Annotated in this window: 28 protein-coding genes; 9 read left to right on the forward strand and 19 right to left on the reverse strand. The window is 70.9% G+C overall.

The features are described from left to right. Positions 1-9: 9 nt before the first annotated feature. The 3 genes from ASF39_RS02170 to ASF39_RS02180 all read right to left on the reverse strand — a co-directional run bounded on the left by ASF39_RS02170 (position 10) and on the right by ASF39_RS02180 (position 3,004). Positions 10-1,488, reverse strand: a complete 1,479-nt coding sequence (locus ASF39_RS02170) for a hypothetical protein (RefSeq protein WP_056281125.1) — start codon at positions 1,486-1,488, stop codon at positions 10-12. 139 nt (positions 1,489-1,627) lie between these two features. Further along, positions 1,628-2,578, reverse strand: coding sequence for a glutathione synthase (gene gshB / locus ASF39_RS02175; RefSeq protein WP_055879752.1), 951 nt, complete (start codon positions 2,576-2,578; stop codon positions 1,628-1,630). A gap of 105 nt (positions 2,579-2,683) precedes the next feature. Further along, positions 2,684-3,004 (reverse strand): hypothetical protein, encoded by a 321-nt coding sequence (locus tag ASF39_RS02180; protein ID WP_055879755.1) that lies wholly within the window; start codon positions 3,002-3,004, stop codon positions 2,684-2,686. Between the two features lie 558 nt (positions 3,005-3,562). Between ASF39_RS02180 and ASF39_RS20900 the strand changes: the two genes are divergently transcribed. Both ASF39_RS20900 and ASF39_RS02185 read left to right on the forward strand, forming a co-directional pair. Continuing rightward, on the forward strand, positions 3,563-3,802 hold the full coding sequence (locus ASF39_RS20900; RefSeq protein ID WP_156399206.1) for a hypothetical protein: 240 nt from the start codon (positions 3,563-3,565) through the stop codon (positions 3,800-3,802). A 152-nt stretch (positions 3,803-3,954) separates the two neighbouring features. Then, a complete protein-coding gene (locus ASF39_RS02185) occupies positions 3,955-4,728 on the forward strand; it encodes a hypothetical protein (protein WP_156648302.1) in 774 nt (257 codons plus the stop codon). 220 nt (positions 4,729-4,948) lie between these two features. Here ASF39_RS02185 and secB read toward each other — a convergent pair whose 3' ends face one another. Next, positions 4,949-5,461: a protein-export chaperone SecB gene (gene secB / locus ASF39_RS02190; protein ID WP_055879758.1), complete on the reverse strand. Its 513-nt coding sequence runs from the start codon at positions 5,459-5,461 to the stop codon at positions 4,949-4,951. Positions 5,462-5,764: 303 nt separating this feature from the next. Continuing rightward, entirely contained in the window at positions 5,765-6,700 is a 936-nt protein-coding gene (locus ASF39_RS02195; protein ID WP_055879761.1) for a ring-cleaving dioxygenase, read from the reverse strand. A gap of 326 nt (positions 6,701-7,026) precedes the next feature. Here ASF39_RS02195 and ASF39_RS02200 point away from each other — a divergent pair, with 326 nt between their 5' ends. Then, positions 7,027-7,650, forward strand: a complete 624-nt coding sequence (locus ASF39_RS02200) for an NAD(P)H-dependent oxidoreductase (RefSeq protein WP_056280751.1) — start codon at positions 7,027-7,029, stop codon at positions 7,648-7,650. A 114-nt stretch (positions 7,651-7,764) separates the two neighbouring features. Here ASF39_RS02200 and ASF39_RS02205 read toward each other — a convergent pair whose 3' ends face one another. The 8 genes from ASF39_RS02205 to ileS all read right to left on the reverse strand — a co-directional run bounded on the left by ASF39_RS02205 (position 7,765) and on the right by ileS (position 16,418). Next, positions 7,765-8,355: a HupE/UreJ family protein gene (locus ASF39_RS02205; RefSeq protein WP_056280753.1), complete on the reverse strand. Its 591-nt coding sequence runs from the start codon at positions 8,353-8,355 to the stop codon at positions 7,765-7,767. A 101-nt stretch (positions 8,356-8,456) separates the two neighbouring features. Next, a complete protein-coding gene (locus ASF39_RS02210; protein WP_056280755.1) occupies positions 8,457-9,749 on the reverse strand; it encodes a pitrilysin family protein in 1,293 nt (430 codons plus the stop codon). Positions 9,750-9,824: 75 nt separating this feature from the next. After that, a complete protein-coding gene (locus ASF39_RS02215; protein ID WP_055879773.1) occupies positions 9,825-11,201 on the reverse strand; it encodes a pitrilysin family protein in 1,377 nt (458 codons plus the stop codon). Positions 11,202-11,330: 129 nt separating this feature from the next. Continuing rightward, positions 11,331-11,999 (reverse strand): hypothetical protein, encoded by a 669-nt coding sequence (locus tag ASF39_RS02220; RefSeq protein WP_056280757.1) that lies wholly within the window; start codon positions 11,997-11,999, stop codon positions 11,331-11,333. Between the two features lie 155 nt (positions 12,000-12,154). Next, on the reverse strand, positions 12,155-12,646 hold the full coding sequence (gene lspA / locus ASF39_RS02225) for a signal peptidase II (protein WP_056280759.1): 492 nt from the start codon (positions 12,644-12,646) through the stop codon (positions 12,155-12,157). Positions 12,647-12,727: 81 nt separating this feature from the next. Then, positions 12,728-13,021 carry a type II toxin-antitoxin system RelE/ParE family toxin gene (locus ASF39_RS02230; RefSeq protein ID WP_055879783.1) on the reverse strand — a complete coding sequence of 98 codons (294 nt, stop codon included), beginning with the start codon at positions 13,019-13,021 and terminating at the stop codon, positions 12,728-12,730. Beyond that, positions 13,018-13,269, reverse strand: coding sequence for a type II toxin-antitoxin system ParD family antitoxin (locus ASF39_RS02235; RefSeq protein WP_056280761.1), 252 nt, complete (start codon positions 13,267-13,269; stop codon positions 13,018-13,020). Before ASF39_RS02235 ends, ASF39_RS02230 begins: the two co-directional genes overlap by 4 nt. 188 nt (positions 13,270-13,457) lie before the next feature. Next, positions 13,458-16,418, reverse strand: a complete 2,961-nt coding sequence (gene ileS / locus ASF39_RS02240) for an isoleucine--tRNA ligase (RefSeq protein WP_056280763.1) — start codon at positions 16,416-16,418, stop codon at positions 13,458-13,460. 318 nt (positions 16,419-16,736) lie between these two features. Here ileS and ASF39_RS02245 point away from each other — a divergent pair, with 318 nt between their 5' ends. Further along, a complete protein-coding gene (locus ASF39_RS02245) occupies positions 16,737-17,006 on the forward strand; it encodes a hypothetical protein (protein ID WP_056280765.1) in 270 nt (89 codons plus the stop codon). 25 nt (positions 17,007-17,031) lie between these two features. Here the strand turns inward: ASF39_RS02245 and ASF39_RS02250 are convergent, their stop codons facing one another. The 3 genes from ASF39_RS02250 to ASF39_RS02260 form a co-directional block, all read right to left on the reverse strand. Continuing rightward, a complete protein-coding gene (locus tag ASF39_RS02250) occupies positions 17,032-17,937 on the reverse strand; it encodes a DMT family transporter (protein ID WP_056280767.1) in 906 nt (301 codons plus the stop codon). Between the two features lie 215 nt (positions 17,938-18,152). After that, positions 18,153-18,671 (reverse strand): MarR family winged helix-turn-helix transcriptional regulator, encoded by a 519-nt coding sequence (locus tag ASF39_RS02255; protein ID WP_244472253.1) that lies wholly within the window; start codon positions 18,669-18,671, stop codon positions 18,153-18,155. A 373-nt stretch (positions 18,672-19,044) separates the two neighbouring features. Continuing rightward, complete coding sequence (locus ASF39_RS02260) at positions 19,045-20,049, reverse strand: D-glycerate dehydrogenase (RefSeq protein ID WP_055879803.1); 1,005 nt, start codon at positions 20,047-20,049, stop codon at positions 19,045-19,047. Between the two features lie 247 nt (positions 20,050-20,296). On the opposite strand from ASF39_RS02260, the gene ASF39_RS02265 reads away from it, so the two are divergent. After that, complete coding sequence (locus tag ASF39_RS02265; protein WP_056280768.1) at positions 20,297-20,857, forward strand: SH3 domain-containing protein; 561 nt, start codon at positions 20,297-20,299, stop codon at positions 20,855-20,857. A 193-nt stretch (positions 20,858-21,050) separates the two neighbouring features. On the opposite strand, the gene irr is transcribed toward ASF39_RS02265, so the two are convergent. Further along, entirely contained in the window at positions 21,051-21,563 is a 513-nt protein-coding gene (irr, locus tag ASF39_RS02270) for a Fur family transcriptional regulator Irr (protein WP_055879809.1), read from the reverse strand. 230 nt (positions 21,564-21,793) lie between these two features. On the opposite strand from irr, the gene fabA reads away from it, so the two are divergent. The 4 genes from fabA (at position 21,794) to ASF39_RS02290 (ending at position 25,026) form a co-directional block, all read left to right on the forward strand. Beyond that, positions 21,794-22,366, forward strand: a complete 573-nt coding sequence (gene fabA, locus ASF39_RS02275) for a 3-hydroxyacyl-[acyl-carrier-protein] dehydratase FabA (RefSeq protein ID WP_055879812.1) — start codon at positions 21,794-21,796, stop codon at positions 22,364-22,366. A gap of 132 nt (positions 22,367-22,498) precedes the next feature. Further along, the gene (gene fabB / locus ASF39_RS02280; protein ID WP_055879815.1) at positions 22,499-23,725 is read left to right on the forward strand and encodes a beta-ketoacyl-ACP synthase I; all 1,227 of its coding nucleotides are present in this window, start codon (positions 22,499-22,501) and stop codon (positions 23,723-23,725) included. A gap of 368 nt (positions 23,726-24,093) precedes the next feature. After that, complete coding sequence (locus ASF39_RS02285; protein ID WP_056280770.1) at positions 24,094-24,504, forward strand: DUF1236 domain-containing protein; 411 nt, start codon at positions 24,094-24,096, stop codon at positions 24,502-24,504. Positions 24,505-24,726: 222 nt separating this feature from the next. Continuing rightward, positions 24,727-25,026, forward strand: a complete 300-nt coding sequence (locus tag ASF39_RS02290; RefSeq protein WP_056280773.1) for a hypothetical protein — start codon at positions 24,727-24,729, stop codon at positions 25,024-25,026. Between the two features lie 47 nt (positions 25,027-25,073). On the opposite strand, the gene mscL is transcribed toward ASF39_RS02290, so the two are convergent. Further along, positions 25,074-25,502: a large conductance mechanosensitive channel protein MscL gene (gene mscL / locus ASF39_RS02295; protein ID WP_055879824.1), complete on the reverse strand. Its 429-nt coding sequence runs from the start codon at positions 25,500-25,502 to the stop codon at positions 25,074-25,076. An 82-nt stretch (positions 25,503-25,584) separates the two neighbouring features. Beyond that, positions 25,585-26,457: a phosphatidylcholine/phosphatidylserine synthase gene (locus ASF39_RS02300; protein WP_055879826.1), complete on the reverse strand. Its 873-nt coding sequence runs from the start codon at positions 26,455-26,457 to the stop codon at positions 25,585-25,587.

The raw sequence follows: 26,457 nt of genomic DNA on the forward strand, positions 1-26,457 counted from the left end.
GCGAACGGCCTAGCGATCCCGCATGTAGACCGCCGCGACGGGGTCGCGGTGCAGCAGGGTCCAGCCGTCGAGGGCGCTCAGATGCCCGGCCTCGGCGCCCTGCGCCCGCACCAGGGCCCAGGTGACGCCGTGGCGTCGCAGCAGGGCGTCGAAGGGGGCATGGTCGGCGCCGTCCACGGCGCGGTGGAGGTCGTTCATGAAACCGCCGAGGAAGATCTGGTCGGCGCGCCCGTCGATGAAGGTCGGGACTCCGGCGCCGATCAGGAAGCCGCCGAAGTCGTAGTCGTTGTAGACCGGCCCGGTGAGGCCCTTCGCGCGCGCCGCCTCCAGGGCGGCCACCGGCGTCATGGTCGGGGCGGGCTGGGGTGCCGCCGTGGCGGCCAGGACGAGGACGACGGCGGCGAGCGCGATCACCGCGCCCCAGGCGCGTCCCGTCGTCGGCGCGAGGGACGTCGCTGCGGTCCTCAGGGCGGAGAACCGCCGCGCGGCCGGCCCGGCCACGAGGAAGGGCGCCACCAGGACGAAGAGATCCATGAACCGGCTGTGCCGGACCATCATGGCGGCGAGGATCAGGACCAGACCGATCCGGAAGGCGTTGGCGCGGGGCTCGGCGGCGAGCACCCACAGCGCGACCGCGCAGGCGCCGAGGGCGGCGAGGCCCGGCCCGTCGAACCGGATCGGCTGCCATTCGGCGATGAAGCGCAGGGATTCGCCCCCGCCTCCGAACAGCGTGAGGTTCACGAGCAGCGGCCGGATGCCATAGGGCGTCGCCAGGGCGGCGGCGGCCGAGGCGGCGAGGAACAGGCCCCAGGCCGCGGCCCGGCCCCGCCAGAGCGCGCGCGGACCGTCGACCACGCCCTCGCAGGCGATGAGGCCGGCCAGGACGAGGCCGATGGGATAGCTGCCGTGGAGGTTGGCCCAGGCCGTCATCGCCAGCGCCAGCCACAGCGGCGGCGCGAGCCCGCGCTCGCGGGCGCCGACGAGACCGATCGTCCAGGCGACGATCACCGGCAGGGTGAAGATGTGCGGCCGTGCCAGCAGGTGGGGCGCCAGCACGACGAAGGCGAGCACGACGCCGACGAGGGCCGCCATCGGCCCGACGCGGGCCCGCAGCCAGCCGTGCATCACGGCGAGCGCCACACCGGTCGACACGATCGCCACCACGGCGACCCCCCACCATCCCGCCCCGCCGTGGGCGCCCGCGAAGATCACCTGCGAGGCCCATTCCTTGGCGATCCAGGGCCGGCCGGCGAAGGTGTGCGAGAACAGGTCGGTCCAGGGCAGGGTGCGGTGGTCGACGATCCAGCGCCCCACCGCCACGTGCCACTGCGAATCGGGATCGTTGAGGAGGGGATCGGCCGCCGCGAGCAGGGTCGCCGCCAGGGCCAGGAACACGACGAGGGACGAGACCGGGACCGCCCGCGACCCCGCCCGCGGCGCCGGCCGGACGGAGGCCGCAGGGTCGGTCATGACTGGTGCGAGGGTCATCGGCGACTCGGTCACGATCCATCGGCCGCCTGCGGCCGCATGGGGATCATGACCACGCTGCGCTTAAGGCGCTCTTACGGCCTCGGGGCGCGAAAGGGCGAACGATCCCGACCGAGAGGTCGTCGCACGCTTGCGCGGATCACGCTCGGGCGGCTCGACGGGCCTCGATCGCGTCCCAGGTGGCGGCGGCGAGATCGGGGCCGCCGAGGCGGCGGATCGCGCGGATGCCGGTGGGCGAGGTGACGTTGATCTCGGTGAGGTGGCCGTCGATGACGTCGATGCCCACCAGGATGAGGCCGCGCCGCTTCAGCTCGGGGCCGATGGCGGCGCAGATCTCGCGCTCGCGCTCGGTGAGCTCGGAGGCGTTGGCCGCCCCGCCGCGCACGAGGTTGGAGCGGATGTCGTTGGCCGCCGGCACCCGGTTGACCGCGCCCATGGCGACGCCGTCCACCAGGATGATGCGCTTGTCGCCCTCGGTGATCCGCGGCAGGAACTTCTGGATCACCCAAGCCTCGCGGAAGGTCACCGCGAACAGGTCGAACATCGAGCCGAAGTTGGCGTCCTCGGGGGCGACGCGGAACACCGCCGCGCCGCCGTGGCCGTGCAGCGGCTTCATCACCACGGTGCCGTGCTCGGCGCGAAACGCCTCGATCTCGGCCTTGTCGCGGCTGATCAGGGTCGGCGGCATCAGGTCGGGATATTGCAGGACGTAGAGCTTTTCGGGCGCGTTGCGGACCTCGACCGGGTCGTTGACCACCAGCGTGCGGGGGTGGATCCGCTCCAGCATGTGGGTGGCGGTGATATAGGCCATGTCGAAGGGCGGGTCCTGGCGCATCAGCACCACGTCGACCTGCGACAGGTCCATGCGCGCGGCGGCGCCGAGCGTCGCATGCGCGCCCTCCACGTCCTGGACGGTGAGGGGCTGCACGCTCGCCGTCACCCGCCCGCCCTGGAGGGAGAGCCGGTCGGGCGTGTAGTACAGGAGGCTGTGCCCGCGGGCCTGCGCTTCGAGCAGGAGGGCGAAGGTGGTGTCCCCCGCGATCCGGATCGCCTGGATCGGGTCCATCTGCACCGCGACGGTCAGGGCCATGGCTCTTGGCAACTCCGGTGCTTTGCCGCTGGTGCGGACCCGCGCTGGTGCGACGGGCCGCCCCCGACGCGACCGCGTCGAGGGTTCGGGGACGATGGCCGACGATCAGTCGTCGGCGCCACGCTTGGAGGACTTGCCGCCGGTGCGGCGGTCGTAGTCGCCGATGGCGTTGCGGCACTCCGGCGAGAGCCGGCTGCGGTTGCGGTCCATGCACTTCTCGGCATCGGAACTGTTGGGATCGACGCCGGCGCAGAGCCGGAAATAGTCGTTGGCGCAACCGAGCTGCAGCCCCTGGTCCTCCCGCTGGGCCAGAGCCGGCGATGCGGTGAGGACGAGGAAGGCGAGGGGTGCCAGCGCCAGGAGCGCGGGACGGCGCCGTCCCGGGATGGAGGCCGGGCTCGAGGATCGTGCGGTAACCACGCGCATTCTGCGGTGTCCTTCGCTTGTGTACATGACGGGTCGAGGGCGGGTGGTCGGGTGCTCGAAGGTCGGGATATCGGGCAGCCGCACCGGGTTAGCAAGCGCCCTCGTTGCGGGCGGGAGCCGGATGCAGGCAGGGCGCGCTCACGGGGCCACACCTGGCGACCGCCGATCCGAAGCTCCCCCGCCCCAAAGCCCCGGCGCACCCGAAGTTCCCGGCTCCGGCATGGAAGAAGCCCCGTTCGCCGGGCGAACGGGGCTCAAGTGCAAGGGAGGAAACGCCCGCCATGGGCGACCAACTGAAATGCAATATACAAGCCAGACGGGCCGACGACGGCCGGAGTCCGCGGGCCGCGGGCGCCTCCTCCCTGTGACCGGGAGGGCGATATCCCCCGGCAATCCGCACGATCTCCCTCGGGCGGCGGCGCCCGAAACGATCCGTTAACCACCCCGTGATGATCTGGCCCCCGCCGCCGACGGTCGGAGGGTCCACCGCGACAACGTCCCTGCACCGGGGCGGCGCAGCGACACGGACGAGGTGAACGATTGACGGGATCGCCAGCGATGAATGCTGACCCTAGGCCAACCCAGGACAGTCCCGAGCGGCCATCGCCGCGCTTCGGGGCGATGATCCTGCCGTTTTCGGTGCGGCCGAGCCGGCGCCTCCGGCGCGAGGACGAGGACACCGCGCCGCGGGGCGACATCCTCCTGTTCACCGGGGTCCGCTACGAGCGGATGGCGCCGGACCTCGGCGCCGCGGACGAGACGCCCGCCGCCGACGAACGGCGACGCCAGCCGTCCTGACCCCGCGGACGGATCGGGTCCGCATCGACGTCCGGGGCGTCGACCCGCCGGACGACGCGTGAATCGCACTCGTGACTTCAAAAGCGGTGCCCGAGGGCGCCACGGGGATCGCCATGCCGCCCGCCCGCTCGCAAGGACGCCGCCGCCGGACGATGGCCGTGATCGTGGCCGTGGCGGCGCCGCCGGCCGTGCTCACGGCCTGTGTCCAGGAAGGCGACTTCGGCCGCCGTGCGCCCAGCGCCTGGAACGGCCTCGTGGACAGCACCGGGTCCCTGGCGGCCGAGATGCGCGGCGAAGCCGCCCCGTTCCCCTACACCGACGACGAGCGCACCCTGCGCGATCGGGCCTGGCGCTACCTGATGCCGGCGGCCGGACGCGATGCCTTCACCGACGTGCTCGCCAACCTGACCCGCAGCCGCGTGCTGCCGCCGAATTGGCGGGCGGACGACGACACGGCCTATCACGAGACGCTGGTGGCCGAATCGTTCCGCTCGCCGGTCTCGCGCTATCGCCGGCTCGGCGAGGATGCCAGCGCCGACGCGCGGCTGATGCCGGCCTTCGCGGCCACCGCCGCGCGGGTGCGGGACGCGGATTCACTGCGCCTGCGCGGGCTCCCCTCGCTGCGCACGCTCAACGATACGGTGGTGCGCGACGCCGCCCTGCGGGTGGCCGAGAACCGCTGCCTCGTCGCCTGGGTGCGGCTGGAGACGGCGGCCCGGGTCACGCGCTATCGCTACGCCCTGTCCCATCTCCTGGTGGAGATCCCCGACGCCGCCGAGGCGGTGTCGGCCGAACGCAGCATCGTCTTCCTCGACGGGCGCCGGTCCCTCCTCGACCCGCTGCTCGCCCGCGACGCCGAGGCGCGGTGCGGACTGCTGACCCCCGAGGGCGCGCCCATGGCGGGGCCGCTGGTGCGCAAGGGCTGATACGGTTTTCGCTCGAATCAAGCGGGACGCGTATCGGCGAGCCCGCGCGGCGCCTGAGCGAAGCCCATGTTCGCGCCACGACGTGATCGACCGGATATGGGATGACGCCACGATCCCCTGGATTTGTCGCGCACGAACGACGACGCCGGAGCGGGCGGCCGTTTCCCGTGAAACAGCTGCCCGCTCCGGCGTGGAGCCGACCTCGACGATGGGCCCGGGATCAGGACGCCAGCGGCGCGCCCTCGGTCTGGCCCTGCGCCTCGAAGGCCTTCTGGCGGTAGAGGCCGACGAAGTCGATCGGGTCGATGTAGAGCGGCGGGAAGCCGCCGTTGCGCACCGATTCGGCAATGATCTGGCGGGCGAAGGGGAAGAGCAGGCGCGGGCACTCGATCATCACGGCCGGGTGGAGCTGGTCCTGCGGGATGTTGCGCATGCGGAACACGCCGGCATAGGTCAGCTCGAACGCGAACAGCACTTCGCCGTTGATCTTGGCGTCGCCCTCGAGGGTCAGTTCGACCTCGAAATCGGCCTCGGCGATCTGCTTGGCGTTGACGTTGACCTGGATGTTGATCTGCGGCCCGCCGCCTTCCTGGGGCTGGAGCGAGCGCGGGGCGTTCGGATTCTCGAAGGAGAGGTCCTTGGCGTATTGCGCCAGCGCGTTGATCGCCGGGGTGAGGTCATCGGCCTGCGCCGTGGCGCCACCGTTGCCGTTCGGTGCCGGAGTGTCGGCCATGGCGTGTCGTCCTCTTTCGGGAAGGGTCTGTTCTGGCACGGCCCGCGAAAAGCCGCCCGTCCGGACGGCCGAACCGGCGACCGTCGTGACATCCGTCTGTCGTGCGAGAGCGCGCTATCACGGCGGGTCGGCCCGAACAAGCAGATGTGCCCGATCCCCCGATCACGCGCCCGTGGAGGGGCAAGGCCCGCACTCGTACCGCCCGCCTTCGCACCGCCCGCACTCGCACCGCCCGTGATCGAGACGGCCCGGCGCTCGGCACGCGAAACGATGCCGCCCGCTCCGGGCCGGTGCGCCGCCACGCTACAGCGGCTTCAGTCCCGCCTCGATCTGCGCCCGGCGCGGCTCCAGGAACGGCGGCAGCGCGAGGCGTTCGCCCAGGGTGTCCAGGGGCTCGTCGGCGGTGAAGCCGGGACCGTCGGTGGCGATCTCGAACAGGACGCCGCCCGGCTCGCGGAAGTACAGGCTGCGGAAGTAATAGCGGTCGATCGGCCCGCTCGAGGGCATCCGCCGCTGCTGGAGGCGGTCCGCCCAGGCGCCATAGTCGGCATCGGGGATGCGGAAGGCGACGTGGTGGACGCCGCCCGCCCCCTGCCGGGCCGGCGCCCGGCCGGGCTCTGACAGGAGATGGAGTTCGGCGGCGGGCCCGCCCTCGCCCATCGCGTAGACCGAGACCTCGCCCTCGGGCAGGTCGTAGGAGCGCTCCCGGCGCATCCCCAGCACCTCGACGAGCACCGCCCCGGTGCGGGCCACGTCGGCCAGGCTCAGGGTTACGGGGCCGAGACCGCGGATCTGGTGCTCGGCCGGCACGGGGCTCCGCGACCAGGGGTGGGCCTCGCCCGCACCGCCGTCGTCGACCAGGGCGAGGCGCTGGCCCTCCGGGTCCTCGAACGCGAGGGTGAGGCGCCCGTCGACCTCCCGCGGCGCGCCGACCGTGCCCCCGTTCCGAGAGAGGCGGTCATGCCACCAGGCGATGGCGCCGGGGCCGGCGACCCGCAGGCCGGTGCGCGCGATGCTGCCGGTCCCCCGCGTCTCCCGGGGGGCGGGCCAGTCGAAGAAGGTCACGTCGCTGCCGGGCGAGGCGAGACCGTCGGCGTAGAACAGGTGGTAGGCGGAGACGTCGTCCTGGTTCACCGTCTTCTTGACGAGCCTCAGGCCCAGCACCCGCGTGTAGAAGGCGTGGTTGGCGCTCGCCTGGGCGGTGATCGCGGTAAGGTGGTGGAGACCGGTGAGTTGCATGGGGTATGTCCGGCGGCGGGCAAGATCGCTGTCGGCTCAAATGGGGCCTCGGCGGGCCGTTGGCAAAGCGCCTCCTGCGCGCGGTTCGTGACGCGTGATACGGCTTCCGCTTAAATCAAGCGGGAAGCGTATCACCAAGCCCGCGCGGCGCCTGAGCGAAGCCCGTTTCCGCATCACGAAGTGATCAACCGGATATGGCATGAAACGTCCGGACGGGGCATCACCCGCTTGGCCGGCCAAGTCCATCGCCATAGGCCAGGTCCATCGCCATAGCATGTCCACCGCCATAGGTTGAGGGGCGACCCTCACCCTCGGAGCCCTGACGGATGCCGCACCTGCTCTACGTCGAATCCTCGCCGCGCAAGGAACGCTCTGCCTCGATCGAGGTGGCGGGGGCCTTCCTCGACGCCTGGCGTGCCCGCCACCCGGACGGCAGCGTCGATACCCTCGACGTCTGGAACACCGATCTGCCCGCGTTCGACGGCGACGCGCTCGACGGCAAATACGCGGCCCTCGCCGGCGAGCCCTCGAGTCCGGCGCAGGACGAGGCATGGCGCACGATCCGCGTGCTCGCCGACCGGTTTCGCGCGGCGGACCTGATCCTGTTCGGCGTGCCGATGTGGAACTACGGCATCCCCTACAGGCTCAAGCACCTGTTCGACCTGGTGTCGCAGAAGGACCTGTTGTTCACCTTCGACGAGCGCGGCCAGAACGGGCTGCTCGACGCCAGGGCCGTGGTGGTCAATGCCCGCGGCGTCGCCATCGGCGCGGATTTCCCGGCCGCGATCTACGACCATCAGGCGACCTACATGGCGACGTGGCTTCGCATGGTCGGGATCACCGACGTCCACCAGATCCTGGTCGAACGGGGCCTGATGGGCGCCGATCTCGATGCGGCCGCCCGCGCCGAGGGACGGGCACAGGCCGCGTCGCTGGCGGCGACGATGTAGGGCGAGGGGCGGGACCGGGGATCGCCCCGCCACCGTCACGCGGGACCAGGAACGCCAGGGCGGGTTCGCGGTTTCACGTGAAAACGCAAGGCCGGCTCCACCCGGTCCGTCCCTTCAGAACGCCCCGGCCAGGAGACCGAGGCCGGCCACGGCAAGCCCGGCGCCCGCGTAGCGCAGGCGGTTCGCGCCGCCGGCGGCGAAGCCGAGACCCAGGCCCGTGGCATGAAGAAGGGCCGTGGCTGCGAGGAAGCCGAGCCCGTAGACGATGCCGCCGGCGGCATCGGGCATCTCGGCGCCGTGGGCATGGCCGTGGAACAGCGCGAAGCCTCCCACCACCGCCATCGCCACCGCGACCGGCAGGGCGGACCGCAGCATCAGAATCGCCCCCAGCACGGCCACCGAGACGGCGATGGCGATCTCCACCATGGGCATGACGAACCCGGCGGCACCCATCGCTCCCCCGAGGGCCATCATCGCCAGGAAGGCCGCCGGCACCAGCACGACGGCACGCCCCCCGATCCGCGCCGCCAGGAGGCCGACGCCGACCATGGCGAGGAGATGGTCGAGCCCCATCAGCGGATGGAGGAACCCCTGCGCCAGGCCGTGAGCCTCGCCCTGCCCGGTGTGCGCCAGGGCCGGGCTCGCGCCGAGGGCGAGGACGATGGCAAGGACGAGGGCGGTCGGCAGGCGCGGGGCGAGGGTCATGCGGCGGTGGCTTCCAGGCTTAGGGGGGCCGGACTGGCGTGCAGGCAGCCCGGCCTCGATCTGTCACGTCCGCCGCCATAGGCAAGGACGCGGCCAGCCGATCAGAAATCCGTCGGGCGGCCGGCGGCGACCACCAGCATCCGGCCGTCGGCCACGGTGCGGGCGGCGGCGCGGCGGATGTCGGCCTGGGTCACGTCGGCCACCAGCGTGTTGCGGCGGGCGATGTAGTCCATGCCGAGCCCCTCGAAGGCGATCTGCACGAGCTGGTGGGCGATCTTGGTGGAGGTGTCGAAGCCGAGCGCATAGGAGCCGGTGAGGTAGTCCTTGGCCTTCTGCAGCTCCTCGTCGGACGGGCCTTCGGCGATGAGGCGGTTGAGCTCCTCGGAGATCACGGTCATCGCCTCGCCAACCCGCTCGTTCTTGGTGGCGGTGTAGCCCCAGGTGATGGCGCTGGCGCGGTGGCTGACGAGCGAGGTGCCCACCGAATAGGCGAGCCCGCGCTTCTCGCGCACCTCCTGGAACAGGCGCGAGGTGAAGGAGCCGCCGCCGAAGATGTGGTTGAAGACGTAGGCCGGGATGAAGTCGGGGTCGCGCCAGGCGACGCCGCCCATGCCGAACCGGATCACCGACTGCGGCACGTCGAGGTCGACCACCACCCGGCGGCCGAGGTCCTGCACCACGGTCTGCGGCACGGCCTCCAGCGGCGCGGTCTCGTCGAGGACGCCGAAGGCGCGGTTGAGGGCATCGGCCAGGCGCGCGGCGTCGATGGCGCCGACGGCGGCCACCTTGATGCCACCGCGCCCGATCAGGTGGCGGTGCATCGCCACGAGGTCGTCACGGGTGATGGCGGCCACGCTCTCGGGCGTGCCCGAGGACGGCCGGGAATAGGGATGGCCGGCAAAGCCCTCGCGGAAGAACCGGCGCGAGGCCATCACGCCCGGATCGTTCTGCTGGTAGCGCAGGCCGGCGAGCGTCTGCCCGCGCACCCGCTCGACGGCGTCGGGGTCGAAGCGGGGCTTGGCCAGGGCGAGCGCCAGGAGGTCGATGGCCTCGTCGGCATGCTTGACCAGCATCTTGAGCGAGCCGCCGATGGAATCGTGCCCGGCGTGGAAGCTGAGTTCGATCGCGCGCGCCGCCAGCCGCTCCTGGAAGGCGTCGGATACGAGGTCGCCCGCCCCCTCGTCGAGGAGGCGGGCCAGCATCTGCGCCACGCCGGCCTTGCCCTCGGGGTCCTGCGCCGCACCGCCCTCGAAGGCGAACGAGAGGGCGATCAGCGGCACCACCGGCGATTCCACGTGCCAGGCCTCGATGCCCGAGGCGGCCGGCACCGGCAGGGCCAGGGTCTGGGACGCGGAACTGCGGGTGTCGGCCAGATCGACCTGGACTGCGTTCATGGGAGCCTCGTTGTTCGGGGGCGGTGGCGCGGCCTCGGCCGCTGCCGGAATGCGATGGTCGCTGATGCTGCGGCCTCAGGCGTCGGGATCGCGGGACTTGGTGAGATGGCCGGTGACCGAGCGGGCCGGGACGAGGTAGCGCTCGGCCGCGGCAGCCAGCCGCTCGCGGGTGACGCCCTCGATGTCGGAGGGCCAGCGGCGGACCTCCTCGATGGTCTCGCCGATGGCCAGCGCCGAGCCGTAGATGCGGGCGAGCGACGACTGGCTGTCGGAGGAATACACCGTCTCGGCCACGAGCCGGGTCTTGGCCCGCTCGATCGCCTCGGCGTCCAGGGCCTCGGCCGGCGCCCGGCGCAGGGTGCGGTCGACGGCGTCCTCGAGCTGCTCCAGGCTGACGCCCTCGGCGGGGATCGCGTAGACCGAGAACCGGGTGTCGTCGATGGCCGAGCCCATGTACCAGGCGCCGGCGTTCACCGCGATGCCCTGCTCCATGACGAGCTTGCGGTAGAGGTATGAGGTCGAGCCGCCGCCCAGCACCTCGGCGAGCAGTTCCAGGGCATGGCACTCGCCGTCGCGGGCCGTGACGCAGGAGGGGGTGAGGTAGAGCCGCTGCAGCGTCGGCTGCTCGACCTTGGGATCGGCCACCGCGACGCGGCGCAGCGCCTTGGGCTCGGGCTCGCGGGCCCGCAGCCGCACCGGCCGGGCGCCCTGGGGGGTGACGCGGCCGTAGGTGGAATCGGCGAGCTTGCGCACGACGTCCGGCGTCACGTCGCCGGCCACCACCAGGATCGCGTTCTCGGGCGTGTAGAACCGCTTGTAGTAGTCGAGGGCGTGGGCGCGGTTCAGCTCCTCGATCTCGTGCATCCAGCCGATGATCGGGATGCCGTAGGGGTGGTGCACGAACAGCGAGGCGGCCATGGCCTCGGAGAGCTGGGCCGAGGGGTCGGTCTCGACCCGCATGCGACGCTCCTCCAGCACCACGTCGCGCTCGGGGCCGACCACGGCATCCTCCAGCACCAGGCCGGTCATGCGGTCGGCCTCGAACTCCATCATGGTGCCGAGGTGGTCGCGGGCGACCCGCTGGAAATAGGCGGTGTAGTCGTAGCTGGTGAAGGCGTTCTCCTGGCCGCCCAGGCCCGAGACGGCCTTCGAGAAGGCGCCGACGGGATGGCGCTCGGTGCCCTTGAACATCAGGTGCTCGAGGAAGTGGGCGATGCCCGACTGTCCGAGCGGATCGTCGGCCGACCCGTTGCGGTACCAGATCATGTGGGTGACGACGGGGGCGCGGTGATCGGGCACCACCACGACGTCGAGCCCGTTGTCCAGGGTGAAGGACGACACCTCCGGCCCGCCGGCTTCGGAGCGGCCGAACGGTGCCGCCTCGACCCGTCCCGCGATGGGATGCGCGGCGGTCGACAGCAGGGCCGACGTATCCTTCCTGAACAGATGCATGGATGATCCTTCGGATGTCGGCGCGTGACGGGCCGACATCGTGGCCGACACCCCTCGGCACCACCCGGAGGGCGCCTCGTCGGGGCAAATTTCGTACCGGCGCCCGGTGGCCGCCGGCCGAAGCGGATGTCAGTAGCGGCTCTGGCCGCGCACGTAGAGGCCCGGGTCCGCTTCCTCGCGTTCGCGGCTCGGGTTGTTGATGGGATCGCCATTGGTCCTGGCGACCTTGGTGGGGGCGCGGCGGTAGTCGGTCGGCGGCTGGGTGAGGACCTCGCGGGTCGGCGCGGCCTCCACCGGCTCGGTCTTCTCACCCCCGGTGAGGCCGAAGGGATTGCTCCAGAACGAATCGCCGCGGCTGCCGTCCTCGGGCTTGCGCTGGCCCTCGGTGGGGATCTGCGCCCCGGCGCGGCGGCCGGCCTGCATCTCGTCGATGGACAGGGTCATGTTGTTGTCGTCCATGCGCCCCTGGGCGCCACGGACGATCGGCTTGCGCGCCTCGACGACGGCCCGCTCGCGCCGGGCCACCTCCGGGTCCTTGGGCCATTGCGGCGTGGCCTCCAAGGCCCGCGGCTGCGGCAGCGACCGGGTGTCGATGGCCTTGGCGCCGAGCTTGGGCGGCATCACCAGCGGCGCGCGCTCGCGGTAGGTGATCGGCGGACGCTCCGCCTCGACGAGGCCGAGGTTGCTGAGGGCGTCGCGCAGGAACTCGCCCTGCTCGGCCCTGGCGGCCCCTGTCAGAACCGAGGCCGCGAAGGCGGCGGCGCCCAATGGGACGAGGACCTTGCGATAGCCGACCATGTCACCCCCACTCCGTTGCCCGAGCCCGGTCGCGTTCTCGCGCATTCCCGGTCCGGCATGCCTCGTGCCTGATCCGGGTTTCGGGCGAAGGTATGGCGCCTTGACCGCACCGCACCAGCCCGGCGCGGACATGCCGCGCCGGTGTGGCCTGCGTGTCACAGCGACCGGGGTTCTCGCGCCGCGGGGGCCGGGCGCACGCTGTCGATGACGAGGCCGGCGACGCCGGCGACGATCGCGGCATCGGCGACGTTGAACACGTACCAGGACCAGTCGCCCGCGTGCAGGTGGACGAAGTCGAACACCGCCCCGTAGGCGGCCCGGTCGATGGCGTTGCCGATCGCCCCGCCGGCGACGAGGCCGAGCGACAGGGCGAGGAGGCGGCTGCCGGCCCGGCGCATCCACACCACCAGGGCCACCGTCGCCACGACCGAGATCGCCACCAGGATCCAGCGGCCGAGCGCGCCCTCCTGCTGGAACAGGCCGTAGGACACGCCCCGGTTCCAGACCACGACGAGGTCGGCATAGGGCCCCAGCCGCCAGGGCTGGGTGAGCACGAGGTCGGTGCCGAAGTAGAGCCCGAGCTTGGTCGCCTGATCGAGGGCCAAGGTGACGAGGAGGGCGACGAGTCCGATGCGGAAGGGGGTCATGGGTGCTCGTCTAAGCAGACCTACGCCCCCGGGCCAACGGCTGTGTCCCACGCTCACGACGGAAAGTCGCGCCGCGCGAGTTCACGATAGCCACCGCTCCCAATCCTGCCGCCCATGCAACACGCGCACGATCAGGATGCCGGTATCCCGGACGGCATAGACAATGACATGGACGCCGTGGGGATGGATGCGGACCGGCGGAGTGATCTCCTGGCGTTCATGGGCGAGGTGCGGGTTCCGCGCCAGCACGTCGAAGGCGTCGAACAGGCCGGCCTGATAGCGTTCGGCCTGCTCGATGCCGAAGGCCCGTTCGCCGTGGCCGTAGATGTGGGCGATGTCGAGGTCCGCGCGGTTCGTCGTCCGCCAGATCGTCACGGCTGACGCGAGGCGGCGGCCATATCCCGGGACAATCGGGCGATATCGTCCCGCGACCGGCCACTTTCGCCGCTCTCTAGGCCTTCGCTCACCAAGGTCTGCAGGTCGGCGATCCCGTCGGCGCGTTCCTGGTCTCGGCGGATCAGGTCGCGGACATAGTCGCTCGCAGTGCTGTAGCGACCCGTGCGGGCGCGGGCTTCCACCCAATCCTTCATCGGGTCCGGCAGGGATACGTTCATCGTCGCCATCGGCAGACCTCCACCAGAACGCTTCCGGCCCTTAGCAAAGATTGTCAACTAGCCCGCAACCGATACCCTGAACAGAGCAAACAGTACCGCCTGCCAAGCCGGCTAACTGAGCCGGTCCCGCGCCCTTGCCTCATCCGGCCCCGGGTGGCGCTTCGGGCGTTCCGGGACGAGATGACCCGGACGACGGGTCACGCCGCCCCTGCCCGTGCCGCATCCCATTCCCGCAGCGCCAGCGCGTCGCGGGGGGTGACGTCGGGATACTCCGGGTCGGTGCCGACCTCGGGGCTGACCCGCCAGGAGCGGGCGCATTTCGTCCCTTCGGCGAGGGCCGGGACCACGGCGACGCCGCGCACATCGTCGAGGCGGAAGGCCTCGGCGGGGCCCTCGCCGGGTTCGATGCGGAGGCCTGAGGTGATGCAGACCTCGGCGGCGTCGATCCCGTCGAGGGCGGCGAGGAGGTCGGGGTCGGCGACGTACACGGTGGGTGCCGCCTCCAGGCTGGCGCCGATGCGTTTTCCCGCCCGCTCGATCTCCAGCGCCCCGGTGACGACCCGGCGCACCTTTCGCACCTTCTGCCAGCGCGCCGCGAGGGCGTCGTCACGCCAGGAGGCGGGTGTCTCCGGCAGCACCTGCAGGTGCACGGACCCGTCGTCGGAGGGATAACGGTCGAGCCAGGCCTCCTCGGCCGTGAACGCCAGCACCGGGGCCAGCCAGATCACCACCCGGCGGAACGTCTCGTCGATCACCTGGAGCGAGGCGAGGCGCGTGCGCGACGAGATCGGGTCGCAGTAGAGCGCGTCCTTGCGAACGTCGAAATAGAAGGCCGAGAGGTCGCCGGTCATGAAGCCGTTCAGAAGCGCCACCACCCGCTTGGTGTCGAAGGCGGCGTAGGCCTCGCGGATCTCGCCGTCGAGCTCGCACAGGCGGTGCAGGATCAGCCGCTCCAGGTCGGGCAGGTCGGCGTGGGCGATTGTCAGGCCCGGCTCGAAATGGGCGAGCGAGCCCAGCATCCAGCGCAAGGAGTTGCGTAGCTTGCGATAGGTCTCGGCGAAGGTCTTCATGATCTCCGGCCCGATCCGGAGGTCGTCGGTGTAGTCGGAGGCCGCCACCCACAGGCGCAGGATGTCGGCGCCGGCATCCTTGATGATGCTCTGGGGCGCCACGACGTTGCCCTTCGACTTCGACATCTTGAAGCCCTTGGGGTCGAGGACGAACCCGTGGGTGAGGACGATGTCGTAGGGCGCGCGCCCCCTGGTACCGGCGGATTCCAGCAGCGAGGACTGGAACCAGCCGCGGTGCTGGTCGGACCCTTCGAGGTACATCACCGTGTCGGCGCCGCCGTCGCGCTTGCGCACCACGCCGGCGAGGCCGGGGAACTGGGCGGGATCGTCGAGCACGAAGGCGTGGGTCGAGCCGGAGTCGAACCAGACGTCGAGGACGTCGGTGACCTTCTCGTAGTCCGCCGGGTCGTGGTCGGGTGCCAGGAAGCGGGCGCCGTCGGCATCGGTGAACCAGGCGTCGGCGCCCTCGGCCGCGAAGGCGTCGGCGATGCGGGCGTTCACCGCTTCGTCGCGCAGCACCTCGCCGGTAGCCCGATTCACGAAGACGGTGATCGGCACGCCCCAGGCGCGCTGGCGCGAGACCACCCAGTCGGGGCGGTTGGCGACCATGCCGGTGATGCGGTTCTTGCCCTGCGGCGGCACCCAGCGGGTGTCGTCGATGCCCTTGAGCGCCACGTCGCGCAGCGTCCGGCCGTCGAGGGAATCCACCGGCCTGTCGAGCGCGATGAACCACTGCGGCGTGTTGCGGAAGATGACCGGCTTCTTCGAGCGCCAGGAGTGGGGATAGCTGTGCTTGAGCCGGCCCGAGGCGACGAGGGTGCCGGCCTCCCTGAGCGCCGCGATCACCGCCTTGTTGGCGTCACCCTTCTCGCCCTTGGGGGTGAGGACGAGTTTTCCCGTGAAACCGGGCGCCTCTTCGGTCAGCGCCCCGTCGGCGTCGACGGTGTAGGGGATGCGGGTCTCGATGCCGCGCGCCGCGAGCGCGCGACCGTTGGCGGTCCAGACCTCGAAGTCCTCGCGGCCGTGGCCCGGCGCGGTGTGGACGAAGCCGGTGCCGGCCTCGTCGGTGACGTGGTCGCCTTCGAGGAGGGGGACGGCGAAGGCGTAGCCGGGGACGTGGGCCGCGAGGGGATGCGCCACCGTGAGCCCCGCCAACGTCGCGGGCAGGACATCGCGGACACGCTCGAACGCCTCGACGCGGGCGGCCTCGAAGACGCCGGCCGCCAGGCTGTCGGCCAGAAGGTAGGTATCGCCGACCTTGGCCCAATTGTCCTCGGCCGCCGCCGTCACCCGGTAGAGGCCGTAGGCGACCTTCTTCGAGTAGGCGACGGCGCGGTTGCCCGGCATGGTCCAGGGCGTCGTGGTCCAGATGACGACGCGGGCAGCCACCAAGTCGTCGGCGCCCCCCTCACGGATCGGAAACGCCGCGAAGATCGTATCGCTGACGTGGTCCTCGTATTCGACCTCGGCTTCCGCCAGCGCGGTCTTCTCCACCACCGACCACATCACCGGCTTCGAGCCGCGGTAGAGCTGACCCGTCGTCGCGAAGGTCATGAGTTCGCGCGCGATGGTGGCCTCGGCGGGATACGTCATGGTGGCGTAGGGGTGGTCCCAGTCGCCGGTGACGCCCAGGCGCTTGAACTCCTCGCGTTGCACGTCGAGCCATTGGCCGGCGAAGGCCCGGCATTCCTGGCGGAACTCGAGGACCGGCACGTCGTCCTTGTTACGGCCCTTGGCGCGGTACCGCTCCTCGATCTTCCACTCGATCGGCAGGCCGTGGCAGTCCCAGCCGGGCACGTAGTTCGCGTCGAACCCGAGCGCACCCTGAGAGCGGACGATGACGTCCTTGAGGATCTTGTTGAGCGCGGTGCCGATGTGGATGTTGCCGTTGGCGTAGGGCGGCCCGTCGTGGAGCACGAACTTCGGGCGGCCGGCGGCGGTCTGGCGGATGCGGCCGTAGAGGCCGGTCTCGGCCCAACGCGCCAGCAGCAGCGGCTCGCGCACCGGCAGCCCGGCCCGCATCGGAAACTCGGTACGCGGCAGGAACAGGGTCTGCGAGTAGTCGCGGGGGGGGCTCGGCTCGGTCATGATCTTCGTCTGGCGCAGTCTGAAGGGCGGCGCGGCATCGGGCCGTCGTCCGCGAAAAAAAGGGCGCGTCACGCTCTCCCGGCATCCGGCGGGCCGCTCGCGCGGGCCCTCAGGCGGGGGCCGGGCTCGTAATTCGGTGAGGGCGGTCAACACCGCACGGATCGCCGGGAGCGCACATCCCTTGTCCTCTAACAGCGGCGGGGACGCGAGGCCAGCACCGGCCGCGCGTGGGACCTTTTGATAGCTCGACCGTTGATTCCTCGCTCCGTCCCGGCGCTCCGGCGCCGGCGTGGACGACCAACAAGCAGAGGATACGCCATGAAATACGCCTTGCTCGGCCTCGGCCTCGCTCTCGCCACCGTCACCTTCGCGGATTCGGTCCAGGCCCAGGGCCTGCCCGGCGGCGTCCGTCGCGGGGCCGCCGAAGGCGACCGGGTCGCAGGCCCCATCGGCGGCATCGTCGGGGGCGCGGTCGGCGGAGCCGTCGGCACCGTCAACGGGGCGCTCGGCATCGATCCGGGCCGTCGCGCCTACCGCACGCGGATGAAGTCGCGCCAGCATCACCACGATCGCCGCCGCCACCGCTGAGCGGCCGCACGCGCCGGCCGGTCGGTCACGCCGGCCGGCGCGTGCGCTCCTGGCTCAGGAGGTAGAGGCCCGAGGCCACCACGATGGCGCCGCCGATCAGCGTCCAGCGGTGGGGCACGTCGCCGAACAGGAGGTAGCCGAGCAGGACCGACCACAGCAGCTGCGTGTAGAGGAACGGGGCCAGCACGTTGGCCGGGGCGCGGGCGTGGGCCAGCACCAGGAGCCAGTGCCCGAGGGTGCCGAACAGCCCGACCCCGACGAGCAGCAGCCACAGACCGGGCGAGGCCGGATCGCTCCAGATCCAGGGCAGCAGCGGCGCCATCACCGCGAGGCCCGCCAGCCCCGAATAGAACATCGTCGTGGCGGTGGAATCGATGGCCGCGAGCTTGCGCGTGGCGATGAGATAGAACGCGTAGCAGAGCATGTTGCCGAGGCTGAGCAGCACCGCCGGCTGGAACGCACCCACGCCCGGCCGCACGATCACCAGCACGCCCACGAAGCCCACCGCGATGGCCGCCAGCCGGCGCGGCGACGACCATTCCCCTAGGAGCGGCCCCGCCAGGAGCGCGACGGCGAGCGGCGCGGCGAACTGGATCGACAGGGTCTCCGCCAGTTGCAGGTGGCGCAGGGCGAAGAAGTTGAGGGCGGTGGAACCGAACAGCAGCAGCGAGCGCACCACCTGCAGCCACAGCCGCCGGGTCCGCACCACGCCCGGCGTGGTCACGGGATTGATGAAGGCCGAGACCATCACGACGCTGACGCCGTAGCGCATGAAGGTGGTGAACAGCGGATCGACGCCGGCCAGCGCCAGGGTCTTGGCCGAGGCGTCGAGGCAGGCGAAGAACGCCACCGTCCCGCACATCAGCACGATGCCGGCGAGCCTGCGACGGCGGACCTCGCCGGGCCCGGGGTGTTCGGAGACTCCTGGCATGGCGATGCGCTGTCCTCCCGGCTCGAACCCGACCGGGCGGGTCTACGCCGAGCCGGGACCGGCAACCACCCGCGACGGTGGCAGGGCGGCGTCGCGGCGGGGGTCTGAGGCGCTTGTCTGCCGGATCGATTCGGCGTGGCCCGTCCCCTCCCCTCTGCGGATAGGGGTTGGGTGGGTGCCCCTGCGTCGCGGCAAGAAGCCCGCTGTCCGCCCCCTCAGGCCGAGGGACCGTCGTCCTCGTCGAGGTCGCCTTCGAGTTCGGCCTCGTGGCCCTCGACGCCCGTCACCTCGGCGAGATTGCCGGCGGCACGGCGCAGGAGCTTGCGCAGGCGGCGGCGTTCCTTGCCCTCGAAGCCGTCGAGGAGTTCGGCTTCGACGTCGTCCCAGATCCGCTCGATCGCCTCGGCCTTGGCCAGCCCCGCCTCGGTGAGGCGCACCCGGACGACGCGGCCGTCGCCGGCCTCGGCCCGGCGCTCGACGAAGCCCAGCGCCGCCAGCCGCGAGATCGTCTTGGAGGCGGTGGGCGGGCGCACCCGCAGGGTCGCGGCGAGGTCGCCCATGGTCATGGTCCCGGCCATGGCCAGGGCCTGCACCACCTGCTCCTGACCGGCGAACAGGTCGAGGGCGGCGAGCCTGTCGCCGATGCGGGACCGGTGCAGCCGCGCCGCCTGCACGAGGGCCCAGCCGACGCTCTTCGAACCGGGAGGGCGCAGGCGCTTGCCCGGCCGGATCATCGGCGCCACCTCGGTCTCGACCGTTCCGGCCGCCGGCCTCTCCTCCGCCGTCGACATCCCGCGTCTCCCATCGGGACCAGGCCTCCGCCGCGGCGTGGGGCACGGCCGAGATGGCCGGGTGGGTCCGTCAGGTCCCGCATGTGCCGCCGGCCCGTGAAGGTGAGATGACACGGGGGCGACGCGGACGCCGCCATCCCGCCCCGAATCGCGCCGGCGCGCTGAAAAGCGACCGTGCATGGCGCCGGCTCACCATCCGGAGCAGACGCCGGGCCGAAGGCGACCGGCCCGCGAGGTCCGCCGCAGGACGGCACGGTGGTCATGGCGTGCCCTCCCCTGCCGCCGGCCCGTCGTTGTCCGGAACGCCGGCACCGGCTCACAGCATGCCGGGCAGGATGCGGTCCGGCGGACGGTGGCCGTCCATGAAGGTCTTGATGTTGATGATGACCTTCTCGCCCATGTCGGAGCGGCCCTCGTGGGTGGCCGAGCCCATGTGCGGCAGGAGCACCACCTTGCCCGAGCGGGCGAGCTTGACGAGGCGCGGGCTCACCGCCGGCTCCTGCTCGAACACGTCGAGGCCCGCCGCCGAGACGTCGCCGGATTCGATGAGGCGCGCCAGCGCGTTCTCGTCGATGATCTCGCCGCGGGCGGTGTTGACGACGATGGCCTCGGGCTTGAGCAGCTTGAGGCGCCGGGCCGAGAGCAGGTGGTAGGTGGCCGGCGTGTGCGGGCAGTTCACCGAGACGATGTCGACCCGCGCCAGCATCTGGTCGAGGGATTCCCAATAGGTCGCCTCGAGGTCGCGCTCGATCGCGGCGGGCACCCGGCGGCGGTTGTGGTAATGGATCGAGAGGCCGAACGCCTTGGCGCGGCGGGCCAGCGCCTGGCCGATCCGGCCCATGCCGACGATCCCCAGGCGTTTACCCGTGATGCGGCGGCCGAGCATCCAGGTCGGCGACCAGCCGGCGTCCCAGGCGTCGTCGGGGATGATGCGCGCCCCCTCCGTCACCCGGCGCGCCACCGCCAGGATCAGCGCCATGGTCATGTCGGCGGTGTCCTCCGTCAGCACCCCGGGGGTGTTGGTGACGGTGATGCCGCGCTCCAGCGCCACGGCCACGTCGATGTGGTCGACGCCGTTGCCGAAGTTGGCGATGAGCCGCAGGTTCGGGCCGGCCTGGGCCAGGAGCGCGGTGTCGATCTCGTCGGTGACGGTGGGCACGAGCACGTCGGCCTCGCGCATGGCGGCGACGAGGGCATCCTGGTCCAGCGGCGTATCGTCGGGGTTGAAGCGGCAGTCGAACAGCTCGCGCATGCGCGCTTCAACGGCTTCCGGCAGTCGCCGCGTGACCACCACGAGCGGCTTGCGCTTCAACGACGGCATGCTTCCTCCCCGCGGACCCGGCCCACCGGCGCCCCGGCCTGTCCGGGCGCGGATGACGGGGCCCCTTACGTTCTGTTAACCACGCGACCGGCAGAAGATCACCACGGACGTCGCGCATCCTCGCGCACAAACCGAGGCCGTCGCGGGCCGCCCTCTCTACCAGAGAGGGGCTCGAACACAATGCGCGGGGCGGTCCCGTGTCCGGCGTCGGCCGGAGACCGCGGGACCACGGCACAGGAGACGAACGATGCGCGCCCTCGCTGTTGTTGTCGCCGCCCTCCTCGGCGCCGCGGCCGCCTCCGGCCCGAAGGGCGCCGCCGCGCAGGGGCAGCCGGACGTGGCCCTGGGGCCGGTGACCAAGCTGCCGCTGCCGCGCTACGCCAGCCTCAAGACCGACCGCGTCAACCTGCGCGAAGGCCCCTCCAAGGACCACCGCACCCTGTGGGTGTTCCAGCGGGCCGGGCTGCCCATCGAGATCGTGGCCGAGTTCGAGACCTGGCGGCGCATCCGCGATTCCGAGGGCACCGAGGGCTGGGTGCTGCACTCGCTGCTCTCGGGCCGGCGGACCTCCATCGTCACCGCCGGCCGCAGCGGCGACAAGGCCGCGGCGATCCCGCTGTTCGCCAAGGCCGACGAAACCTCCGGCGAGGAGGCCCGGCTCCAGGCCGGCGTCATCGGCAGCGTCAAATCCTGCACCGGCAGCTGGTGCCGCGTGATCGTCGCCCTCCCCCAGAAGGGCGGCGACGTCTCCGGCTACATCCGCCAGGACCGGCTGTGGGGCGTGTACCCGAACGAACGGGTGGAGTGATACGGTTTCCGCTCGAATCGAGTGGGAGCCGTCTCACCGAGCCCGCGCGGCGCCTGAGCGAAGCCCATTTCCGCATCACGAAGTGATCACCCGGAAATGATATGAGGCCGGCCGGTGATCGCCCGCCTGTCCCGCTCACGAAAAAGGCCCGGCGAAACCGGGCCCTTTTCGTATCTCATTGGGACGAGGTCGCTCAGGCCCGGCGGGCGGCGACCCGGCGGCGCAGGCGCACGATCACCTCGACGCCGGCGATCTCCATGCCCTCGGGGGCCTCGGGCAGGGAATCGACGGTGATGCCGCAATCGGGCATGTCGAGGACCTGACCCTCCTCCTCGAGGAAGAAGTGGTGGTGCTCGCTCGGGTTGGTGTCGAAATAGGCCTTCGAGCCGTCGAGCGCGAGCTGGCGCAGCAGGCCGGCCTCGGTGAACTGGTGGAGGGTGTTGTAGACCGTGGCCAGCGACACCGGCACCTTGGCGCGCATCGCCTCGTCGTAGAGCATTTCCGCCGTCAGGTGGCGGTCGCCACGCCCGAACAGCAGCCAACCCAGGGAGAGGCGCTGGCGCGTCGGGCGCAGTCCGGCCCGGCGCAACCGGTCGCGCAGGTCCGACAGCGGGCAGCCGCGCCGACCGAGCGCACCGGCCGCCTCACCGGCGGGACCGGTGCCCCGCGCGTTCAGCGCGGCCTGGAGTGACGTCAGATTCGACATGACGGTTACGGAACGCTCGCGGAATGCATCGGAACTCTGATGGGAGGGTTATATGAGAGGCACCGCCGACCCGCAACCCGAAGCCGCCGCGTCGCCGCCGGCCCGCTTTGAAGGCGCCGGGGGCCTGTGCTAACGAGGCCGCGCTGTCGCAGGGGACGGCATGGACGCGGGGCGGCCCGGACCACGGGCCCGTCGCGTCAGCATCACGAGCCGAGGACCGATCCGCTTTCATGTCTTCCGATCACGATCAGACTCCTCCCCGGACTCCTCCCGAGACCCCGACCACGGCCGTATCGGCGCGGGCGTCCAGCTACAGCCACGAGGAGTTGCTGGCCTGCGGGCGCGGCGAGCTGTTCGGCGCGGGCAACGCCCAGCTGCCGCTGCCGCCGATGCTGATGTTCGACCGCATCGTCTCGATCGGGTCCGAGGGCGGCGCCCACGGCAAGGGTCATGTCCTGGCCGAGTTCGACGTCAGGCCCGACCTCTGGTTCTTCGGCTGCCATTTCAAGAACGACCCGGTGATGCCCGGCTGCCTCGGCCTCGACGCCCTGTGGCAGCTCGTGGGCTTCCACCTCGGCTGGCTCGGCGCCCCCGGACGCGGCCGGGCGCTCGGCGTCGGCGAGGTGAAGTTCACCGACCAGGTCCTGCCGAGCGTGAAACAGGTGGTCTACGGCATCGACATCAAGCGCGTGCGCCAGGGCAAGCTCGTGCTCGGCATCGCCGACGGTTGGCTCGAGGCCGACGGGCGGCGCATCTACGAGGCCAAGGACCTGCGCGTGGCCCTGTTCCAGGCGCAGGCCTGAAGCGACATCGACGAGCCCCGATGAACGGGGCCGGTTGAGATCGGGCCCGGCCCGCCTTACCTGACTGTCTCTCGATTGATCGTCCATGGGGAGCGCCTTCGCTCAGGCACCCCGGCGGAGAAGAACCTGCCCATGCGCCGCGTCGTGATCACCGGGATGGGCATCGTCTCGTCCATCGGCAACACCACCGAGGAAGTCCTCGCCTCCCTGCGCGAGGCCAAGTCCGGCATCGGCGCTTCGGCGTCCTATGCCGAACTCGGGTTCCGCAGCCAGGTGGAAGGCCGGCCCAGCCTCGATCCGGAGACCCTCGTCGACCGGCGCGCCATGCGCTTCCACGGCGGCGGCACCGCCTGGAACCACGTCGCCATGGACCAGGCCATCGCCGATTCCGGCCTGGAGGCGGGCGAGATCTCGAACCCGCGCACCGGCATCATCATGGGGTCGGGCGGCCCCTCCACCAAGGCGATCGTGGAATCGGCCGCCATCGCCCGCGAAAAGGGCCCCAAGCGCGTCGGTCCGTTCGCGGTGCCCAAGGCGATGTCGTCCACCGCCTCGGCGACGCTCGCGACCTGGTTCAAGATCAAGGGCGTGAACTATTCGATCGCCTCGGCCTGCGCGACGTCCAACCACTGCATCGGCAACGCCGCCGAGATCATCCAGGCCGGGCGCCAGGACATCATCTTCGCGGGCGGTTGCGAGGACCTCGACTGGACCCTCTCGGTGCTGTTCGACGCCATGGGCGCCATGTCCTCGAAGTACAACGACACCCCGGCGCGGGCCTCGCGCGCCTACGACGCCAACCGCGACGGCTTCGTCATCGCCGGCGGCGCCGGCGTGCTGGTGCTCGAGGAACTGGAGCACGCGCGGGCTCGCGGCGCCAAGATCTACGGCGAGGTCGCGGGCTACGGCGCCACCTCCGACGGCCACGACATGGTCGCCCCCTCCGGCGAGGGCGCGGTGCGCTGCATGCAGCAGGCGATCGAGGGACTGAAGGGCGCGCGGATCGACTACATCAACCCGCACGCCACGGCGACGCCCGTGGGCGACGAGAAGGAGATCGAGGCGATCCGGGAGGTGTTCGGACGAGGCGAGGACTGCCCGCCGATCTCGGCGACCAAGTCCCTCACCGGCCATTCGCTCGGCGCCACCGGCGTGCAGGAGGCGATCTATTCGCTCCTGATGATGAAGCACGGCTTCATCTGCGAGAGCGCGCATATCGACGAGATCGACCCGGCCTTCGCCGACATGCCGATCCTGCGCCAGCGCCGCGACGGCGTCGCGCTCGGCCACGTGCTCTCGAACTCGTTCGGGTTCGGCGGCACCAACGCGACCCTGGTGCTCAAGCACCTGGACGCCTGATAGGGGTCCCGCTCGCATCGAGCGGCAACCAAGTACGGACCCCGCGCGGCACCCCCGGGAAGCCCATCGCCGCATCACTGCCGGATCGACGGGATCAGGTCGGAGACCGGCGGTCCGCGACGTTGCTGGCCGCATGGATGTACCCGGACGCCGGACGGCGGGCTCCTCAACGGCCTTTCGGCCGGAGCGAAGAAGCGCGAAATTTTCCGCTTCGAGAGAATATCTTTATCGTTTCTGTGCCGATCGGCACGCAAAACGAAAAGATCATTTTTTATCGCATCCCTTTGAGACGGTCGCACGTTATTGCGGCAGACCCGCTTACGATACGACGACGGTCGGGCGGGACATCACAACGGGAGTTTCGATCCATGACCATCAAGACCTTGCTGGCCGCCTCCGTCATCGCTCTCAGCCTGCCCATGGCCGCCCAGGCCCAGGGTCTGGTGCGCGGCGCCGAGCGCGGCGCCCAAGAGGGTGCGGATGCCGCCGGACCGGTGGGTGCCATCGTCGGCGGTGCCGTCGGCGCGGCCACCGGCACCGTCGGCGGCATCCTCGGCGTGGACGACCGTCCCCGCTTCCGCCAGTACGTGACCCGCGAGAAGCGCCGTTCGTTCGACTACAACGGTGACGTCCGTGTCGGCACCGTGCTGCCGAACTCCGGCGTGACCTATTACGAGGTCCCGGCCGAGTACAACGCCCGCGGCGCCCGCTACACCGTCATCAACGACCGTCCGGTCCTCGTGGATCGCTCGTCGCGGATCGTCGAAGTCATCGACTAATCGATCGACCCTTTTCGGTTGGATTGAACGGAAAGCCCCCGGCGATCGCTCGCCGGGGGCTTTCTCATGCCCGGCCGACGGCGGAGGTCGGGATCGCGAACCGCAGGCGATGAGGTCCCACGAGTGGACTTGCGACGACTTGGGACTGGCGACGACCTGAGACTTGCAACGACTTGCCATGGATCGCTGTTGAGGGTGACGGAGCGAGGAAAGACCGACACCATGCAGAACGAGATCGACGACCGCGGCCCCTCGGAGTCCGCCTCCAAGGAGGGCGCCCTGCCCGAGCCGGTGCGCGATCATCTCGGGCAGCAGCTGCGTAGCGTCTTCACCACCGGCGACGGCGTGCCGGACTATCTCGGGGACCCTGTGGTGCCGGAAGAGTTCGAGCCGCAGATCAAGCGGCTGGAAGTCCGCCTCAAGACCCACGAAGAGGGCACCGAGGCGGTGGCCCAGGCCCTCGATCAGATCCTCGGCGACCTCGGCGGCACCGGAACGGGCGGGTCGACGTCGCGAACCTGACAGCCCTGAGCCTGTCGGACGTTGGAGCGCTCAGACCTTGGGGGCGTTCAGACCTTGGGGCGCGTCGCCAGGATGTCGCGGATCTCGCCCAGGATCTTCACGTCGGCCGGCACTTCGGCGACCGCCTCCGGCTTGGCCTCCTCCTGCGACTGAAGCTTGTTCATGGCGCGGATGACGAGGAACAGCACGAAGGCGACGATCATGAAGTTGATCGCCACGGTGATGAACTGGCCGTAGCCGATCACCGCGCCCTGCTTCTTGGCATCGGCATAAGCGGCGCCCTTCTGCACGCTCGACGACAGGGCGATATAGTAGTTCGAGAAGTCGAGACCGCCGGTGATCGCACCGATCATCGGCATGAAGACGTCCTGCACCGCCGATGTGACGATGGCGCCGAAGGCCGCGCCGATGATCACGCCGACGGCAAGGTCGACGACGTTGCCGCGCAGTGCGAACTTCTTGAATTCCTCGAGCATGATTGCCGCCCCGTCCCCGTTCGTGTTCCCGAGCACTAGCCAAGCCATGCTCACCGGGCAAGGTGCCGACCGGCGCCAGGCGTCAGGGCGGCGGCAAAGCCTGTGGGGCGTCGGCGGGCGCGGGCGGCGTTTCCGTTGCGGCGGCGGTCGGCGTCTCGCGACGGGCCTCCGCCTTGGCCCGGCGGCGGTACTGGGCCGCGCCGATGGGGATGCCGACGAGATAGGCGACCGCGAGCACGACCATCGCCTCGAACGGGAAGCTGATGAACAACCCGAACCCGGCCGCCACCACCAGGAAGATCGGCAGCACCCAATCGCGCGGCACCCGCTTGCCCATGGTCTTGCCCGAGAAGGTCGGCACCGTGGAGACGACGAGCAGCGCGATGACGAGGACGTAGCCGAGCACAATGGGGGCCGCCCACCGCTCCATGGTGAGCCCGAGGAAGTGCAGGTAGAGCGGCAGCATCGCCGTGAGAGCGCCGGCCGGGGCCGGCACGCCGACGAAGTAGTCCTTCTTCCATTCCGGCCGGGTCGGGTCGTCGAGCATCGCGTTGAAGCGGGCGAGCCGGAGGGCCATGGCGATGGCGAAGATCAGCGCCACGATCCAGCCGACCGAGCGCAGGTGGAACAGCGCGAAGCCGTAGAGGATCAAGGCCGGGGCGCAGCCGAAGTTGACGAAGTCGGCGAGCGAATCGAGCTCGGCCCCGAACCGCGAGGTACCCTTGAGCATCCGCGCCACGCGCCCGTCGATGCCGTCGAGGAAGGCGGCGGCCACGATGGCGATGACGGCGGGCTCGAACTTGCCCTCGAAGGCCAGCCGGATCGCGGTCAACCCGAGGCAGAGCGCCATCAGGGTGATCATGTTGGGCGCGATCATCCGGAACGGCACCGGCTTGAACCGGCGGGGTTTCGGCTCGTCGGCGTCGGGCGCGAAGGGCGGGAACAGGTCGTCCAT

This window comes from Methylobacterium sp. Leaf108 (genome assembly GCF_001423265.1).
Taxonomy (GTDB): domain Bacteria; phylum Pseudomonadota; class Alphaproteobacteria; order Rhizobiales; family Beijerinckiaceae; genus Methylobacterium.